Source organism: Ruegeria sp. CE6 (assembly GCF_056537485.1).
The window spans coordinates 1033178-1049642 of the sequence record NZ_JBQFRR010000001.1 but is presented as its reverse complement, the minus strand read 5'-3'; the positions used below and the strand labels follow the sequence as shown (position 1 = coordinate 1049642).

The following is a 16465-nucleotide window of genomic DNA, read 5'->3' as shown; positions in this document are numbered from 1 at the left end:
ACGGTGTGTACGGTTTCTCGCGCAAGGCCATAGGTTGACCGATCCGAGATAGTGAGTGGCACAATTTGAGGTTCAACTCTTGCGAAGTAAACTGTCAAATCAGGCATCGGCTGAGGTTTGCAGGGCAAATGATTTGATCGGTTGCGAGACGTTGTGCAGCTTGATCGCCCCTAAAGGGATCGCCTGTTTGCAAACAGGTTCGATATCTTGCGAGACAACAATTCTATGTCCGACGGTTTTGCCATATTCGCCCAATCTGGCAGCGACATTGGCGGCCTGACCGATCACGGTAAAGTCCAACCGTTCGCGTGAGCCCACATTGCCATAGGTGACGCGGCCATAGGCGACACCAATCGAGCAGTCGAAATCATGATCACTTCCGTCACTGCGCAATTCACCCAGTTTTTCGACGATCTCAGTTGCCGAAAGCTGCGCGCTGGATCGGGCTTTGGCGGCATCGTCACCCGCCGGGAAGACGGCAAGAACAGCGTCGCCGATGAATTTCAGAACTTCTCCGTCATGGTCGTGCACGATCCCTGAAACTGTCTCAAAAAACGCATTCAGTAGCTCGATATAGTCATCACGCCCCAGTTTTTCTTCCAATGCGGTTGAATTTCGAAGATCGCAAAACATGATCGCCGCATCTATGTCATCGCCATCACCGCGGCGAATCTCGCCCCCCAGAACGCGCGCACCGCTGCGCTTGCCTACATAGGTTTCCAGCAGAACCTGCGCGTTTTCGCGCTGCATGAAGACCTCGTAGAACCGCGCGATGACAGTAGAGCATTCAAAAACCAGACCCAGATTCTCAGTCGTGAACCCATCGGGATGATCGCAAGTCAGGGTCAGGACATTCGTCCGCCCATCCGAGAAAGGCAGTGGCATGGCAACGTAATCGGTGGCCCCTTTTGCGCGCAGGTCTTCGATGATCGGAAAGCTGTTATGCGGATTGTCGTTGTTCAGGCGCTGGCGGACACCACCCAACCCGTTTGAAACGTGACGCAGAGGGCTATTGGTAAAGGCAGGGTGATCATGAATTTCATAGGTCGGAGTGTGGGTCGAAATCTCAGCCAAGTCTTTCTCCCAGATATAGTGTTTGCCTGCGATCAGCGGATGCAGCGACCAGACCAGAATGCTTAGGCGTTGAATAGCGATGCCATGTTCCAGCATTTTCTCGGCCAGCGTTTTTGTAAAGGCATCAGGAGTGTTAATTTCGGACGCACCGCGCATCAGCCAATCGATCAGGGGGCCGCTGATATTGCCATCGTCGGGTTGACGCAGTTGGTTGTCGCCGAGGTCGATCTGCGTCGCGGTATCCGGCATGAATCCAATATGGCCCTGAATGGCCGCGCTTTCAGGGAAGGCGTCTTCATAAGCCCAAATCGAGTTCGTAAGGCGCTCTTCCGGTAGGCTAATGTCGTGATAGGTTGCGGTACCCTTGAAGGGGCAGAACGTCTGCAATTCGGTCTCAGGGCTGAGTTCGACGCACAGGTCTTCGCGCGGAACATAGATCGCGGGAGGTAGCCGCGTTTCGTACATGACTTTGGCGTTGTGGCTTTCGGCCAGCAGTATATCACCACGGTAGATCGCGATCCGTCCCTGCAGCGGCTCAACTGATATCCCATAGCCTTTGACATTCGGTGTGGCATGGACGTTCATCTGCAACCTCCCTTGGCCAAGCCCTTATATCATGGGTCTTGAGGACGAGAATTCCAAGATGCGCACGTAGATTTTACCGCAATGGCATCCTCAGACCATTTGAATAACGTCTTTCTCAATCGATAGCATATAGCCCTTCTTGGCGATGTTCTTCACCAGCAGCTCACTGACCATCTGATTTCCCAAGGCGTCGCGCAGGCGTTTGATCCGGGTTGCCCCGGCGGCCTCATCGCAATCTGCAGCGTTTCTGCCCGAGATCATCGCTTCGATCTGGGCACCCGACAGGACCTCGTCATCCAGCCGGGATTCAGCCAGAACCGAAAGCGTTTCCATCGCGGCGGGGGTCAACTTAAAATCCATGTTGTTGAGATAAACGGTATTCTCTTCACGGCTGATCAGCAGGGATGTTACCTGGATCCCCGTCCGCTCAATCTGGGCCATGCGGCGGTTCAGCAGAACCAGCATGACCAGAAAAACAAGCGCGGTGATCAGCATGGCGCTGGCAAAGACCAACAGCACGAAGATGACCATTCGATAGCTGGATAGCGTATCGGCAAAGGCGGTGCCCGATTGCGCCAGAATCTCGAGCAGACGGATTTCCGATTGCGAGGTCAGGTCAGCCTCGACAAACAGCCGTTCAACCCGCGCGTTGAAGGCATTTGCGTCCGGTAGCGTCCAGAACAGGAAAACCGCTGCAGTCACCAGGATCGCGACGATTGCCGCAATCCCCAGACCAACCAGCCGAACCCCCGAACGACGCGCCTCAGTAACGGAGATAGTATTTTCCGGCATTGGCCTTCCTTTGATCCAATCCACCCGCCTCGAAAACGGTCATCACGTTCAGCAGGGTCCAGCCGTTTGATTCCAGCCGCTTGGCGACTTCTTTCCGGGCCGAGCCTTTATCGCAGCTTGAGACCTGCATGACGCCATAGTGCAGGCGTAAGGGATTGTCCTGCTTGGCCTTGTAGTCGGCATAGCAATCTGCCGCGATGGCTTGCGACCCAACCGATATCAGGGCCGTCAGAGCCAGAGAAGAGAGGATCTGTTTCATGGGCTGCATCCTGCGCATGGGTTGGGTGGATATTCAATAACCTCAGGGGGTTTGTGGTGCTGATATTGAATAACAGTATGCCGTTATTGCTTGTCTGAACGGGGTGGTCGCAGTGTCAGGTTATCAATTCCGCGGTCGGTAACCGGCCTGCCCATTATCCGAAAGGACACGCATCATGCACCGGAAATTTATCGCTCTGATCATAGCAACCGCCGTCGCCATCACGGGGATCTCGGCGTCGCAGGCACGGGCGGCAGATACCCGAGATATTCTCGGCGGATTGGCTGCGATCGCGCTCATAGGTGCTGCGGTCAACCACTATCATCAGGAGAAAAAGCGCGACGAAGAGGCAGAGCGCCGCAAGCGTCACAAGCAGGCTGAAGCCAAGGCGAAGAAGGCCAAGAAAAATCATGCTGTACGCCCGTTGCCAAAGCGCGTGGCCCGTTATGACCTACCACAGCGTTGCCTGCGCACGTTCAATGCCTATTCGAACAAGCGTCCGCTGCTTGGGCCGAATTGCCTGAAGAAGTACTATAAACATGCCGATAGCCTGCCACACCAATGCAAGGTTGGTTTCTGGAATGGTAAAAAGGTAAAACGGGCATACGAACCCGCCTGCCTGCGCCAGAAAGGATACCGTGTCGTTTACCAGTAACAGGTTTCGAGCAGGAGTGGCGCCATAGAAGCGCCGCGCGGGAGAGGGTGGCGCAAGCTGCCCTCTCTTTTTTCTTGCGAAGCGCTACGAAACGCGATTTGCCAAGGGTATGATGACACCTGATTATGAACTCGAACGGGCTTTGCTGGCACGCGGATATACCCGAATTGCCGGGGTGGATGAGGTTGGGCGCGGTCCGCTGGCCGGCCCGGTTGTAGCCGCAGCGGTTATTTTGAACCCGGATGACATTCCCGCTGGGTTGAACGATTCAAAAAAACTGACGGCCAAGCGTCGCGGCGGTTTGGATGAGATATTGCGCGACCGGGCAGAGGTCGCGGTGGCCGAAGCCACGGTTGCAGAGATCGATGAGCATAACATCCTGCGCGCCTCGCATCTGGCGATGGTACGCGCGGTAGCTGCGCTGGACCCGGCTCCGGATTTCTTGCTGATTGATGGCAACATGATCCCGCGCGGTATGAAATTACCCTCGCAGGCGGTGGTGAAGGGCGACGCACGGTCGGTGTCGATTTCGGCAGCGTCGATCATTGCAAAAATCTGGCGTGATCAGCTGATGGTGGATTTGGCGCAACAGCATCCCGGCTATGGGTGGGAGGCGAATGCCGGATATCCGACAAAACGGCACCGCGAGGCGTTGCAAAATCTTGGCGTGACCCCACACCATAGACGTTCGTTCAAACCAGTCCACAATATCTTGTATCAAGAGTAAATCGTAAGTCGCTGATTCAAAAAAGAAATTGACGGCGAATCATCTTTGACTCATCCTTGTCTCAACCAAATGAGCGCAAAAGCGCCGTGGAACTGAGGCAGTGATATGACCACAATCAAGACAAAGGGCGCAGCCGCGCTCCCTTTAAACACGATTCTATCCGGCGACTGCATCGAGGCGATGAACAGTCTGCCCGAGGCGTCGGTTGACCTGATTTTTGCGGACCCCCCATATAACTTGCAGCTGAAAGGTCAGTTGCACCGGCCTGATAACTCGCAGGTGGATGCGGTCGATGACCATTGGGATCAGTTTTCCAGTTTTGGGGCGTATGACCAGTTTACCCGCGACTGGCTGAAAGCGGCGCATCGTTTGCTGAAACCCAATGGCGCGATCTGGGTGATTGGCTCGTATCACAATATCTTCCGTGTGGGGTCGGCCCTGCAGGACGCGGGTTATTGGATTCTGAACGACGTTGTCTGGCGCAAGTCGAACCCGATGCCGAATTTCCGCGGCAAGCGATTTACCAACGCGCATGAGACGATGATCTGGGCCTCCAAGCGCGAAGGCGCGAAATACACCTTCAACTATGAGGCGCTGAAGGCCCTTAACGAAGGTGTGCAGATGCGCAGCGACTGGGTTCTGCCGATCTGCACCGGGCATGAACGGCTCAAGGATGAAAACGGCGATAAGGCGCATCCGACGCAGAAACCGGAATCACTGCTGCATCGCGTGTTGATTGGTTCGACCAATCCCGGTGACGTGGTGCTGGATCCGTTCTTTGGCACGGGCACCACAGGTGCTGTAGCGAAAATGCTGGGGCGTGAGTTCATTGGGATTGAGCGCGAAGAAAGTTATCGCAAGGTGGCTGAAAAGCGTATTTCAAAGGTCCGTAAGTTTGACCGCGAAGCGTTGGAAGTCAGCGCTAGCAAGCGCGCTGAGCCGCGCGTGCCCTTCGGCCAATTGGTCGAACGCGGCATGCTGCGCCCGGGTGAGGAACTGTATTCGATGAACCAACGCCACAAGGCCAAGGTCCGCGCCGACGGGACTCTGGTAGGGCAGAACGTCAAAGGTTCGATCCATCAGGTTGGCGCGCATCTGGAAAATGCACCGTCTTGTAACGGCTGGACCTATTGGTGCTTCAAACGCGATGGCAAAACCGTGCCCATCGACGTGTTGCGTCAGCAGATTAGGGCCGAATTGCATAACTGAATACCGCCGGTGCCTGTGGCCTGACACAAGGCACTACGCCTTGCCCCGCCGTTACCGGCGGGGTCTTTTGTTTTTGCCTGTGAGATGATTGCATAGGGCAGCCCCTGACAGCCCTTTTGGGAGATAAAGGCAATGACCGAGACCACCGCCAGTCAATCCCGCCTTAGCCGGTTCTTTGTTACGCAACCGGACAACTTCGATCTGGACAACAAATATACTGAGGCAGCACTGGAACGACACAAGCGAGAGGGGCTTGAACTGGCCGTTCGTGCACGCTGGATCGCGATGGCGTTGACCGGGCTTTTGCTGATCTATCTGAATCCCCAGTGGGAGGTCCTATGGTACCATTTCATCCTGCTTCTGATCTGCGCCAATGGTTGGCTGATCCAACGCGCGGGTCGTGTGGGGCAATCCCGGACCGAGTTGCTTTTGATCTTCGTCGATCTGCTGATCATGACGCTGGGGATGATTGTGCCCAACCCGTTCAGCGACGATGTGCGACCACTGGCGATGCAGTATCGGTTCGACAATTTTCAATATTTCTTCATTATCCTAGCAGCAGGGACGCTTGCCTATTCTTGGCGCACTGTCATTGCGATCGGTTCGTGGACGGCGATGATGTGGACGGCTGGATGGGTGATCGCTTGGTGGGTCGCCACCCCGATCCCCGGGATTAGCGAGCGTGTGGCCGAGGCTTTGTCAGGCTACCCGGATGTGGCCGAGTTCATGGATCCCAACAGTTTCATGCCAACCCTACGCATCCAGCAGGTGATCGTTTTTGTCATGGTCGCAGTGACGCTTGGGGTGTCGATGCGCCGCCTCAATCGCTTGCTGATGTCCAATGCTGGGCTTGAACGTGAACGTGCTAATCTGTCTCGATACTTTTCGCCGAATGTGGTGGATGAGCTGAGCCAGAACGACGAACCTCTGAAGCAGGTCCGCAAAGAGGATATCGCGGTTCTATTTATCGACATCGTTGGCTTCACCAAGTTTTCGGCTGGCCGTGATCCATATGAGGTTATTGAAGTTTTGCGTGGTTTCCACGCCCGAATGGAGACCGAGGTGTTTCGCCATCACGGAACACTCGACAAATACTTGGGCGATGGGCTGATGGCCACGTTTGGAACCCCCGTACCCGGAGAGCTGGATGCAAGCAATGCACTGGCGTGCGCGCGGTCCATGGTCGAGATGATCGACCGTTGGAATTTGGAGCGCAAGCGCGCGGGTGAGCCAGAGATTCAGATCGGGGTCGGGGTTCATTATGGCTCGGTCGTACTGGGGGATATCGGTGCAAACCGGCTGGAATTTGCAGTGATCGGCGATGCGGTGAATGTTGCCGCGAAGCTAGAGGCCCTGACGCGCGATTTTCAAGCGCGCATCATTGTCAGTGATGCATTGCGGTCTCAGGCCCTAAGCGAGACGCCAAATGCGCAAGACATGATGACCGGGTTTGCACAGTACTCGGACCAGCCTGTTCGCGGTGTTACAGCCCCGATGGATGTCTGGGTGCTGTAGCAACCAGGGCTCCCGCCTGTCAGCACCGCATCTAAGATGCGATCCTTCCCGTTGGGCCGGGCAGCGCGCTGCAGTCAGGTGCGAGGGGCAGGGTTGTGCGCTTTGTTGTAAGGCTTCCAGTTGGTGATTTCGGGATAGTATTGACGCCGCCAAGCGCGGACCCTCGGATTCATGATACGCCGCCACAAGGGCGGAATCATCGCGGCAAGGGTCATGACCGGATATCCATGAGGCAGTTGCGGCGCTGCGTCCTGCGTATGGTGTTGCAGCAATGGGAAGCGGCGGTTGGGCTTGTAGTGGTGATCCGAGTGGCGTTGCAGGTTGATCAACAGCCAGTTTGAAGCCTTTTGTGACGCGTTCCAGGAATGGCGCGGGTGCACATGCTCGTACTTGCCATCGCCCAGATATTTGCGCGTCAGCCCGTAATGTTCGACATAGTTGACGAGTTCAAGCTGCCAGATCGCGGTGCCGGCCTGTACCAAAAACAGGCCTAGCCCTGCCCATCCGCCGATCAGAAATGCTAGCAGCAGCATGGCTCCTTGCAGGCCCCAATAGCGCCAGAACGGGTTTGCCGGGTCGGTCCACGGGCGGTCTTTGCGGGCCAGTTTTTCCCGCTCGGCGCGAAAGGCTGAGATGAGGCTTTGGCGCAGAACGCGCGGATAGAACCGGTGGAAACCTTCGTTGTAGCGCGCGGTTACCGGATCGCGCGGAGTTCCGACGTAGCGGTGGTGAACCAGCAGGTGCTCGGACCGGAAATGGGAATAAAGGACCATCGACAACAGGAAATCGCCCAGCCAGCGTTCCAGTTTGCCTTTCTGATGCATCAGCTCGTGGCTGTAGTTGATCCCGATCGTTCCGGAAAGGACGCCCATGCCGAAGAACACGCCGATTTTTTCGACCGAGCTCATATCTACGGCTCGGGTAGTGTACCAGATCAGCCCATAGAGCGTGAGGAATTGCACCGGTGCCCAGGCTTTGGTCAGCCAGATATACCATTGCAGCCCCGCATCTGGCGTATCCGGGTCGGCGTTTTCAAGGTTTAGGCCGGTCAGCCGGTCAAGCACCGCAAAGACCCACCATGTCGAAAGCGGTACCAGCAGGACCCACCATCCGCCTGCAGTGGTGGTCATCCAGATCAGTGGGATCAGGAGGTATGAGACCCAAAAGGGAAGGGCGGATTGCCAGCGGGACAGGGTGTCAGATGCGATCATGTTGAGGCTCCGAAACGTTGGCGGCACCGTAGACCGCGCACTGGGCTTTGCCCAGCAGTCTATTGGCCGCGCCAGAGGTCAAAAGCCTTGCGCATAACCGTGGGCAGGTCGCTGGGCCTGAATTGGTGTTTGTCCATGACAGTCAGACCGTTCGGATCGCAACCGTCTGGCAATTCGGTTGTCCAAATACGCAGGATCAGGTGAAAGTGGGTGAAGGTGTGTCTCACTTCACCGGGGATTTCGTGCCATCGCGCCGGGAACGGAGGGCTTTCCAGCGGTGTTTCGGACCAGTCCGAGCCAGGCCAGCCCAACATTCCGCCCAGCAAACCCTTATCGGGGCGGCGTTCCAACAGCAGGGCACCATCTCCGCGTTGGGCGATGTAGATGTGGCCCAGCCGGGTGGGTTTGGGCTTCTTGGGCGTTTTTTGCGGCAGTTCCACCTGCGTCCCCGCCTTCCGCGCCAGACAGGCCGCATGTAGGGGGCAAATACCGCAAGTCGGAGATTTTGGAGTACAGATCGTTGCACCCAAATCCATGACAGCCTGCGCGTAATCTCCAGGCCGGTGCTGCGGGGTCAATGCCGCGGCTTTTTTCTTTAACAGGGGTTTTGAGGCGGGCAGGGGTTCGTGAATATCATAGAGCCTTGCCATGACCCGTTCGACATTGCCGTCCAGGACAGTTTCGGGTCGATCAAATGCGATGGCTGCTATGGCCGCCGCCGTATAGGGGCCAATGCCCGGCAGTTCCAGTAGTGCATCGTAATTGTTGGGAAACTGCCCGTCATGCGCGGACGCAACCACCCGCGCGCATTTCAGAAGGTTGCGGGCGCGGGCGTAATAGCCCAGGCCAGCCCATTCCCCCATGACCTGATCATCTTGCGCATTGGCAAGGGCTTCGACGGTTGGCCAGCGCGTGGTGAAACGAACAAAATAGTCGCGAACAGCGGCAACGGTCGTTTGTTGCAGCATCACTTCGGATAGCCAGACGCGGTAGGGGTCTGGTGCTACGCCTGCGGCACGCGCTGCCGGGCCAATACGCCAAGGCATTTCACGTGCGTGGCGGTCGTACCAATCCAGCAGCGTATTGCTCAGGTCAGATTCGGTGCAGTCACGCAAGTTTTATGTAACTCTCTGTCGGGTTTCACTGGCGTCCGGGTATCAGCCTATTACAATAGCGGCGCAGGAGTTGGAAACCAGATGCAACGCAGACGTTCCTCGACCCGCGGGTTCAAGCGCACCGCCACTTTGCTGAACGACCGGATCAGGCAGGCCGGGGAAAGCCGGGGATTTGCCGTCTCGCGCCTTTTGACCCATTGGGCCGAGATTGTGGGCCAGGACATCGCGTCGATCGCCCGGCCGGTGAATGTGGGATACGCCAAGGGTGGCTTTGGCGCGACACTGACGGTGCTGACCACCGGGCCGCAGGCGCCAATGCTGGAGATGCAGAAAGAACAGCTGCGCGACAAAGTGAATGCGGTCTATGGTTACAACGCGATCAATCGGGTGCGTATCACCCAGACCGCGCCTACCGGATTTGCTGAGGGGCAGGCGAGTTTCGATCACAAACCGAAACAGACGAAACCGGTTGTTTCACCAGAAATCGCAGCTGAGGCCGACAATGTGTCGCGCGCGGTTGATGATGAAGATTTGCGCGCGGCCCTTGAACGTTTGGGCCGCAACGTTTTATCCAGACAGAAACGCTAAGAAAGGGCTGATGAATGAGCCGGATTGCAACCGTAATATGTGCGGCTGTCGCCGTGGCCGCTGGCGGCTATTGGCTGACAACGTCGAGTAACACGATCCCTTCGAACCCGCTTGTTGGCGCTGCTGAGGCGCAAGAGGCGGATTTGGACACCTCGACCATCGTCGAGATGGTGCAGGGGGCCGAAGACGCGCCAGTCGAGATCATCGAATATGCATCGTACACCTGCCCGCACTGCGCGAATTTCCATCAGGGCGCGTACAAGCAGCTCAAAAAGGACTTCATCGATACCGGCAAGGTAAAGTTCACTTACCGCGAGGTGTATTTCGACCGCTATGGCCTGTGGGCCTCGATGGTCGCGCGCTGTGCAGGACCTGACAAGTTCTTTGGCATCACCGACCTGCTGTATGAAGGCCAGTCGGAATGGACCCGTGCCGGAGGTCCTGCCGAAATCGTTGATGAACTGCGCAAGATCGGGCGTCTCGCTGGCATAGACAATGATCAGCTTGAGGCTTGCCTGCAGGACGGTACCCGCGCGCAGACACTGGTGGCCTGGTATCAGGAAAATGCCGAACGCGATGGAATTCAGGCGACGCCTACTTTCGTCGTGAATGGGAAGAAGGTTGAAAATCAGCCTTATGACGACTTCAAGACGCTGATCGAAGCCGAGCTTGGCAGCTAAATCCTGAATGGTCAGCCTGTTTTGGGCTGGCCATCTGCCTAAGGTGAAGGCGCGGCCTTCGCCAACAACTCTTTGACTTTGTCATCCTGATTGATTTGCAACCGAACCGGTAGGGTCAGAACTTTGCTGCGGAAAGTGGCGGGCAGGCGCACGGCGTCTTTCTCGGTTGTCACCAGTTGCGCGCCCAGTGCTTTGGCCTCGTTCTCAAGCCGCGTCATCAGCGCTGAAGTCAGTGGTTGGTGATCATCCAGTGCCTCGGCCCGCAGCAGTTTAGCGCCTTGCTGTCGCAGAGTTCCAAAGAACTTGTCCGGATAGCCTATGCCCGCAAAGGCCAGAACGGGTGTATTGTTCCAGTCCATTCCGGTTTGGAGCGGATACACCTCGCCGGTGGCGTGTGGGACCGTCAGGGCAGGTTCCCATCTTTCTGAAAATGTTGACTGCGCTGCGGCGTCCCCAAGCGACAACACGAGATCGGCACGTTTCAATCCAATGGCCACAGGCTCTCGCAGTGGACCAGCAGGAAGGCAAAGGCCATTGCCAAATCCGCGCTGCGCATCCACCACGATGATGGAAAAATCCTTGGCAACTGCGGGGTTCTGAAAACCGTCGTCCAGCACGATCGCGGTTGCCCCTGCCGCTGCGGCTGCCTGCGCGCCCGCTGCACGATCTTTGGCGACCCAGACCTCGGCAAACGCGGCGAGTAACAGGGGTTCATCCCCGACCTGAGCCGCTGTGTGTTTGCGCGGGTCGACCTGCACCGGGCCTTCCAGCGAGCCACCATGGCCTTTGGTCACGACATGAGGTTGATGCCAGGTATCCCTCAAATATTCCAAAACCCAGATCACCGTCGGTGTCTTCCCTGTGCCACCGGCATTCAGGTTGCCAACGCAGATAACCGGTACGCCCGGCGAGATGCCTTGCCCGCTCGCCACGCGACGAGCGGTTGCAGCGGCATAGAGGCGACCAAGTGGCGCCAACAGCCTGGCGCGCAGATCCAACCGATCAGGGGCTGAGTTCCAGAAGTCAGGTGCCCGCATCGTCACGCCCTCGCCGGTCCAGTGTATCCTGTACCATATCGATCAGTTGGTCCGCCTGTGGAGCCCCTTCGGTGACAATCCGCCATCCGGCCAATGCCATGTCTGCTGTGCGGTCAGGTGCCAACAATTCGACAACGCCATCGCCCAACTCTGTTGCGGTTCGTATCTTCAACGCGGCTTTTGCCTGCCCCAATCTGTCATAGAGACTGCGATGCTTGCTGACATGAGGCCCATGGATTACCGCAGATCCCAAGGCGACTGCGGTCAGAGGGTCGTGCCCCCGCGCCCCGCGTTCCAGTGAACTTCCCATGAAGGTAACTGCGGATACACGATGCCAAAGGCCCAGATCCTCGGGCTCGGCTGTTAGAATCACTTGTGTGGTGTCTTCGATTGGATGGCCTTCATCCCAGTTGGCGCATCGAAGGTCCATCGCTTCGAGGCGTTTAAACAGGGGCGATGCCTCGGACATATCCGCCACATGCAGGACCAAAGCCAGACGTGGCAGCATCCGCAAGGCCTGACGATGGGCCGTCAGAACCGAGATGAATTCCTTGTCCTGAACCCATGCGGCCAGCCAAACTGGGCGCCCGGCCATTGTGTGAGTGGTCTCGATCAATTCATCTTCGGGCCAGGGCTCTGGGTTGGGGCTGATATGAAGTGGTGGCGCGACCGAGATTTTTGCCGAGTTCACTCCCACGCGTCGGATTTGGCGTGCGCTGTCATCATTGGGCGCAAGTATCGCTGTAAAGCAATCCAGCGTGTATCGCGTGATATCAGGTAGCCAACGTCCACCCCTTGCGGTTTTCACGTCGACCACAGCCTCAAGCAAAATTAGCGGAATGCCCCGCTCCTGTGCGCGTGTTATGACATTGGGCATCAGCCCACCGCCAAACCACAGCCCCATATCAGGGCGCCAGTGATCCAAGAACGTGCGCGCCGCGCCGGTATGCTCGGCGGGCAGCATTGTGATCGGGGTATCGCAATCTTCCCAGTCCTTCAGATCAACATCGGGTGGGGCGGTCAGCAACAGCGAAAGTTCTGGTCGCACAGACAGCAGCCGACGGCAAATATTGTCGACGGCCCGCAACCGATCGGGTGTACTGACATGGACCCACAGAAGTTCACCTTCCGGGCGCGCAATCTCGGGGTGACCCGTGCTTTGCGGGACGCCCCAGGACAGGACTCGATAGGCCGCAAGGCTCAGAGATCGCGGCTTGCTCATGCCGGAATTCCGGCCCCATTCGGGTTAAGTCGGGTCTGAAGGTCCGAATGCACCGCTGAACCTGCCGCCACCACGCCGTTCAGGCGCGGGTGGGTATTGTTGAAGCGCAGAGGTTGCCCCAAACGATCGGTACAGAGCCCGCCTGCCTCGCGCAGGATCAGATCTCCGGCGGCGATATCCCATTCCCAACTGGGTCGCAACGTCAGCATCCCGTCAAACCGTCCCTGCGCAACCAGCGCCATCCGATAGGCCAGAGACGGGCGGTATACACGGCGAAAGTCAGGTGCAGCACCGGATTGCCAGTGGCGCGGATCTAGATTGGGTTTTGCCGCCAAAATCTCGGCTTCGGGCAGGTGCGCTTGCCCTGACACTTGGATGGCAGTGCCATTCAACGTTGCACCTTGCCCTTTTGCAGCCGCATACAGCAGATCACGTAAGGGCAGGTAGATGACGGCTGCCGTGACCTCACCGTTCTCGGTTACGGCCAGCGAATGGGCCCATGTGCGCGACCCCTCGGCAAAACTGCGGGTGCCGTCGATGGGATCGATGACGAAGACCCGATCACGGGCCAGACGATCGGGTGAATCCTCGGTTTCTTCGCTCAGCCAGCCATAATCCGGGCGGGCCGCCTGCAGATCACGTTCTAGCATCGCGTTGACGGCCAGATCGGCCTCGGTCACCGGGCCTGCGCCTTCGGGTTTATCCCAGCGCTGGGCATCAGGACCCGAATAGCGCGTGGCGATCTTTCCGGCCTCAAGCGCAGCGTCGATCAGCAGGGGCAGGTCAGTTGCCGGCAAGTGTCATCCCTTCGATCAACAGCGAGGGTACAACGCGCGATAGGTAAGGCCGCGCATCGTTTGCCGGAATGATTCGCATCAGCATGTCGCGAAGATTGCCAGCGATGGTACACTCGTTGACGGGATGGGTGATCTCGCCGTTCTCAACCCAAAATCCCGAAGCGCCGCGTGAATAGTCGCCGGTATTCGGATTGATGGTCGATCCGATCATCGAAGTGACCAAAAGCCCGGTACCCATGTCGCGCAACAACTCGGCGCGGGTCTTCTCGCCTTGCGTCAGGCTCAGGTTCCAGTTGCTGGGCGACGGCGGCCCGGATACGCCGCGCGCTGCGTTGCCGGTCGAGGTCATTCCCAATTTGCGGGCGCTGGACAGGTCTAACGTCCAGCCGGTCAGTACGCCATCTTCAACGATCGCCCTGCGCCGTGTTGCCAGCCCTTCGGCATCGAACGGGCGCGAGCCCGAAATGCGCGGGCGATGCGGGTCTTCAATCAAAGACAAATGTGCCGGTAGAACCTGTTGCCCAAGGCTTTCCTTCAGCCACGAGGCCCCGCGGGCTATCGCCGCGCCATTGCTGGCGGCCAGCAGATGGCCGATCAGGGATGATGAAATCCGTTCGTCGAACACCACCGGAAAACTGCCGGTCTGGGGCTTGCGTGCTCCCACGATCTGAACCGCACGTTCACCAGCCGTGCGACCAATCTCGGCGGGGCTGCGCAGGTCAGACTGAAAAGTCCGGCTGTCACCGTCATAGTCACGCTCCATTCCCGTCCCTTCGCCGGAAATGGCGACGCATGAGGTTGAACGGCTGCTGCGCATGTAGCCATCCGAAAAGCCGTTTGTTGCGGCAAGATGGACCCGGTGGGTACCATAGGCGGCCGCAGCGTCGGACACCTGTGAGACTCCCGCAACGTCCAGCGCTGCTGCCTCTGCCGCCAGCGCATCCTGCATCAGAGCTTCAGCGCCGGGTTCAGGGGCTGGGTCAAACAGCTCCAGCGCGTCGATATTACAGTCGGCGACCAATTGGTCAGGCGCGGCCAAGCCGGTGAACGGATCTTCGGGCGCTTCCCGTGCCATGGCCACGGCGCGCTCGGCCATCGCGGCAAGCGTATCGGGGCGACTATCCGAACTGGATACGATTGCCTGCTGTTTGCCAAGGAAGACCCGCAGCCCTAGATCGGTCGCTTCCGAGCGTTCGGCATGTTCCAATGCACCACTACGTACTTCCACAGAAACGGATGAGCCATCAATTACTATGGCATCCGCTGCCTCGGCACCTGCCTTGCGGGCTGCATTCAGCAGCTCTTCACTGATTGTTTGAGGTGTTCGCGTCATGAGGCCTCCGGTCTTGTTGTTCTGGACCTAGCCTCGGATAGTCTGTCCCGCAAGGCCTGCAGCCCACTGGCTTTATGTGCCTCGGGCGGGAAAGGCCAGCGCAGCGGCCTTTCCCAATTTGTTTGTCACTTGATACGCTGACCGTTGGCCAGGATCTGTCCATCCTCGGTAAACTCGATTTTCGAGTTCAACGTGTCCGGTTCTTCACCCGGAACAGCCATCAGACCCATCATCATACGCGCGCCCAGCGCGTCGTTTTCCGACACAAAGCCCATGCCGATCAGCTTGTCCAGCAGAGCGTTGGCCCCAACAAGTTTCAAGTTGGCAACACCTGACGGGGCAGGCAGGCCATCAAACTCTTCCGTGTTGGAGTTGTCGAACGCAAAGTCGCCATCACCGCTCAATTGGGCTCCGACCAATGATACGAGAAGCTTGTTGATCTTCAGCGAATGCAGTTCGCCCGGAACGATATCAGATGTCTCAAGCTCTTCGACGGCTTCCGGGTCCATGAAATCGACCAGAACTTTGGCGGTGCCGGTTGCATCCAACGCGATGGTCGCCGGATCGCGCGGCAGCGCACTAGCAGGGTCGAACATGCTCCACAATACGTCGGACATGGTGAAATCCGTCAGGTTCATGCCAAACCCAAATGGCTGGATTTCTTCCGAGGCCTGCACCGGAAGCTCGAATTTCAGTCCTGCATTTGCCATCGCGATTTCGATTGGAAAAGGCAGATCCGACGTGGTGACGGCTAGTTTGGTGCTGTTCTGCGCAAGATCGTAGACAAGGCGCTGTGCATCGATGCTGCCGGTAAAGCTGCCTCCTTCGGAACTGCTGCTGAGCGAGAATGGCTCACCCTCGGCAGTGCCTGCCATTTCGGTGCTGCCCGAGGCGTATGTGAATGTACCTGAAGCGGCGAACCCGGCCTTGTAGATGTCTTCAATGTTGGCGACATCCATACCGGGTGGAATGATTGTATCGCCATCAAATTTCAAACCATCTAATTTACCGCTGATCCGGCCCGTGTCTTCACTTTCGGGCTCGTTGAAGGCCACATCATAGGACAGGCTGCTGGCCGTGAACTGCTGCGCGATATCGCGCATCTCGCCGATCTGCATCTGCGATGTGCCTGCGATTTCGTTCATCTGAACGTTCAAGGCAAACATGTCGCTGGATACGGTTTCGCCATCAAACTCCATCGAGTCCATCGACAGAGTCAGGCTGTTCGCCGTATAGTCATATGTCATGTTTTCGGGGGTACCCGAAACGACCATTTCCAAGGCGTCGTGAGCGTACATCAGATCAGCCGAAAATGTCTCGCCCTCGGCTTCACCGGAAATTGTCATCGGGAAGCTGGCAGGAAAGCCGATATTGACTGTACCGTCGCCATTTTCGGTCAACGTCATCTCGGGGATGACCATGTCGAAGGTGCCTTCGGTGTCCGGAATGGCCATGGCCATCGTCATGTTCGCGATGGTGGTGACGTTGCCGGAAACGCTCTGATCGCCAGTGACGTCATAGCCCATGCCGCCCAGATAAGCCTGCCAATCGGCCCAGACATCATTGGCGGTAACATCTGCAAACGCGCCGTTGGTTGCAACAGCATAGGCCAAAGCTGCACCGCAGCTACGGCGAAGGAAAACAGTCATAAGAGAACCCTTCTTGA

General features: G+C 57.5%; 16 protein-coding genes. 6 read left to right on the top strand and 10 right to left on the bottom strand.

Annotated elements, in window-relative coordinates; genetic code table 11:
• Positions 1 to 99 precede the first annotated feature (99 nt).
• The 3 genes from ACR0DK_RS05205 to ACR0DK_RS05195 form a co-directional block, all read right to left on the bottom strand.
• Entirely contained in the window at positions 100 to 1659 is a 1560-nt protein-coding gene (locus tag ACR0DK_RS05205) for a DUF427 domain-containing protein (RefSeq protein ID WP_480735032.1), read from the bottom strand.
• 90 nt (positions 1660 to 1749) lie between these two features.
• Positions 1750 to 2451, bottom strand: coding sequence for a winged helix-turn-helix domain-containing protein (locus tag ACR0DK_RS05200; RefSeq protein WP_170398951.1), 702 nt, complete (start codon positions 2449 to 2451; stop codon positions 1750 to 1752).
• The gene (locus ACR0DK_RS05195; RefSeq protein WP_480735029.1) at positions 2423 to 2710 is read right to left on the bottom strand and encodes a hypothetical protein; all 288 of its coding nucleotides are present in this window, start codon (positions 2708 to 2710) and stop codon (positions 2423 to 2425) included. The genes ACR0DK_RS05200 and ACR0DK_RS05195 overlap by 29 nt, the downstream gene beginning before the upstream one ends.
• Before the next feature lie 175 nt (positions 2711 to 2885).
• Here ACR0DK_RS05195 and ACR0DK_RS05190 point away from each other — a divergent pair, with 175 nt between their 5' ends.
• From ACR0DK_RS05190 to ACR0DK_RS05175, 4 genes are all read left to right on the top strand, one after another.
• On the top strand, positions 2886 to 3365 hold the full coding sequence (locus ACR0DK_RS05190; RefSeq protein WP_480735027.1) for a hypothetical protein: 480 nt from the start codon (positions 2886 to 2888) through the stop codon (positions 3363 to 3365).
• Between the two features lie 109 nt (positions 3366 to 3474).
• On the top strand, positions 3475 to 4092 hold the full coding sequence (locus ACR0DK_RS05185; RefSeq protein WP_223117146.1) for a ribonuclease HII: 618 nt from the start codon (positions 3475 to 3477) through the stop codon (positions 4090 to 4092).
• Positions 4093 to 4197: 105 nt separating this feature from the next.
• Complete coding sequence (locus ACR0DK_RS05180; RefSeq protein WP_223117145.1) at positions 4198 to 5301, top strand: site-specific DNA-methyltransferase; 1104 nt, start codon at positions 4198 to 4200, stop codon at positions 5299 to 5301.
• 132 nt (positions 5302 to 5433) lie between these two features.
• Positions 5434 to 6816, top strand: coding sequence for an adenylate/guanylate cyclase domain-containing protein (locus tag ACR0DK_RS05175; protein ID WP_170425881.1), 1383 nt, complete (start codon positions 5434 to 5436; stop codon positions 6814 to 6816).
• 74 nt (positions 6817 to 6890) lie between these two features.
• On the opposite strand, the gene ACR0DK_RS05170 is transcribed toward ACR0DK_RS05175, so the two are convergent.
• Positions 6891 to 8027 (bottom strand): alkane 1-monooxygenase, encoded by a 1137-nt coding sequence (locus tag ACR0DK_RS05170; protein ID WP_223117144.1) that lies wholly within the window; start codon positions 8025 to 8027, stop codon positions 6891 to 6893.
• Positions 8028 to 8086: 59 nt separating this feature from the next.
• Entirely contained in the window at positions 8087 to 9142 is a 1056-nt protein-coding gene (gene mutY, locus ACR0DK_RS05165) for an A/G-specific adenine glycosylase (RefSeq protein WP_255611933.1), read from the bottom strand.
• An 81-nt stretch (positions 9143 to 9223) separates the two neighbouring features.
• Between mutY and ACR0DK_RS05160 the strand changes: the two genes are divergently transcribed.
• Both ACR0DK_RS05160 and ACR0DK_RS05155 read left to right on the top strand, forming a co-directional pair.
• Complete coding sequence (locus tag ACR0DK_RS05160; protein WP_170398930.1) at positions 9224 to 9730, top strand: DUF721 domain-containing protein; 507 nt, start codon at positions 9224 to 9226, stop codon at positions 9728 to 9730.
• A 14-nt stretch (positions 9731 to 9744) separates the two neighbouring features.
• Complete coding sequence (locus ACR0DK_RS05155) at positions 9745 to 10410, top strand: DsbA family protein (RefSeq protein ID WP_170406731.1); 666 nt, start codon at positions 9745 to 9747, stop codon at positions 10408 to 10410.
• Positions 10411 to 10448: 38 nt separating this feature from the next.
• Here ACR0DK_RS05155 and lpxK read toward each other — a convergent pair whose 3' ends face one another.
• From lpxK to ACR0DK_RS05130, 5 genes are all read right to left on the bottom strand, one after another.
• Positions 10449 to 11447, bottom strand: coding sequence for a tetraacyldisaccharide 4'-kinase (gene lpxK, locus ACR0DK_RS05150; protein WP_480735023.1), 999 nt, complete (start codon positions 11445 to 11447; stop codon positions 10449 to 10451).
• Complete coding sequence (locus ACR0DK_RS05145; RefSeq protein WP_480735022.1) at positions 11434 to 12669, bottom strand: 3-deoxy-D-manno-octulosonic acid transferase; 1236 nt, start codon at positions 12667 to 12669, stop codon at positions 11434 to 11436. The genes lpxK and ACR0DK_RS05145 overlap by 14 nt, the downstream gene beginning before the upstream one ends.
• Positions 12666 to 13466 (bottom strand): 3'(2'),5'-bisphosphate nucleotidase CysQ, encoded by an 801-nt coding sequence (locus ACR0DK_RS05140; RefSeq protein WP_170406723.1) that lies wholly within the window; start codon positions 13464 to 13466, stop codon positions 12666 to 12668. Before ACR0DK_RS05140 ends, ACR0DK_RS05145 begins: the two co-directional genes overlap by 4 nt.
• Positions 13453 to 14799: a TldD/PmbA family protein gene (locus ACR0DK_RS05135; RefSeq protein WP_223117140.1), complete on the bottom strand. Its 1347-nt coding sequence runs from the start codon at positions 14797 to 14799 to the stop codon at positions 13453 to 13455. Before ACR0DK_RS05135 ends, ACR0DK_RS05140 begins: the two co-directional genes overlap by 14 nt.
• A gap of 125 nt (positions 14800 to 14924) precedes the next feature.
• Complete coding sequence (locus ACR0DK_RS05130) at positions 14925 to 16448, bottom strand: DUF2125 domain-containing protein (RefSeq protein WP_170398911.1); 1524 nt, start codon at positions 16446 to 16448, stop codon at positions 14925 to 14927.
• Positions 16449 to 16465 lie beyond the last annotated feature (17 nt).

Coding starts and splice junctions, on each gene's coding strand:
- ACR0DK_RS05205 (WP_480735032.1), bottom strand. CDS start 1,659: ATGAACGTCCATGCCACACCGAATGTCAAAGGCTATGGGATATCAGTT.
- ACR0DK_RS05200 (WP_170398951.1), bottom strand. CDS start 2,451: ATGCCGGAAAATACTATCTCCGTTACTGAGGCGCGTCGTTCGGGGGTT.
- ACR0DK_RS05195 (WP_480735029.1), bottom strand. CDS start 2,710: ATGAAACAGATCCTCTCTTCTCTGGCTCTGACGGCCCTGATATCGGTT.
- ACR0DK_RS05190 (WP_480735027.1), top strand. CDS start 2,886: ATGCACCGGAAATTTATCGCTCTGATCATAGCAACCGCCGTCGCCATC.
- ACR0DK_RS05185 (WP_223117146.1), top strand. CDS start 3,475: ATGATGACACCTGATTATGAACTCGAACGGGCTTTGCTGGCACGCGGA.
- ACR0DK_RS05180 (WP_223117145.1), top strand. CDS start 4,198: ATGACCACAATCAAGACAAAGGGCGCAGCCGCGCTCCCTTTAAACACG.
- ACR0DK_RS05175 (WP_170425881.1), top strand. CDS start 5,434: ATGACCGAGACCACCGCCAGTCAATCCCGCCTTAGCCGGTTCTTTGTT.
- ACR0DK_RS05170 (WP_223117144.1), bottom strand. CDS start 8,027: ATGATCGCATCTGACACCCTGTCCCGCTGGCAATCCGCCCTTCCCTTT.
- ACR0DK_RS05160 (WP_170398930.1), top strand. CDS start 9,224: ATGCAACGCAGACGTTCCTCGACCCGCGGGTTCAAGCGCACCGCCACT.
- ACR0DK_RS05155 (WP_170406731.1), top strand. CDS start 9,745: ATGAGCCGGATTGCAACCGTAATATGTGCGGCTGTCGCCGTGGCCGCT.
- lpxK (WP_480735023.1), bottom strand. CDS start 11,447: ATGCGGGCACCTGACTTCTGGAACTCAGCCCCTGATCGGTTGGATCTG.
- ACR0DK_RS05145 (WP_480735022.1), bottom strand. CDS start 12,669: ATGAGCAAGCCGCGATCTCTGAGCCTTGCGGCCTATCGAGTCCTGTCC.
- ACR0DK_RS05135 (WP_223117140.1), bottom strand. CDS start 14,799: ATGACGCGAACACCTCAAACAATCAGTGAAGAGCTGCTGAATGCAGCC.
- ACR0DK_RS05130 (WP_170398911.1), bottom strand. CDS start 16,448: ATGACTGTTTTCCTTCGCCGTAGCTGCGGTGCAGCTTTGGCCTATGCT.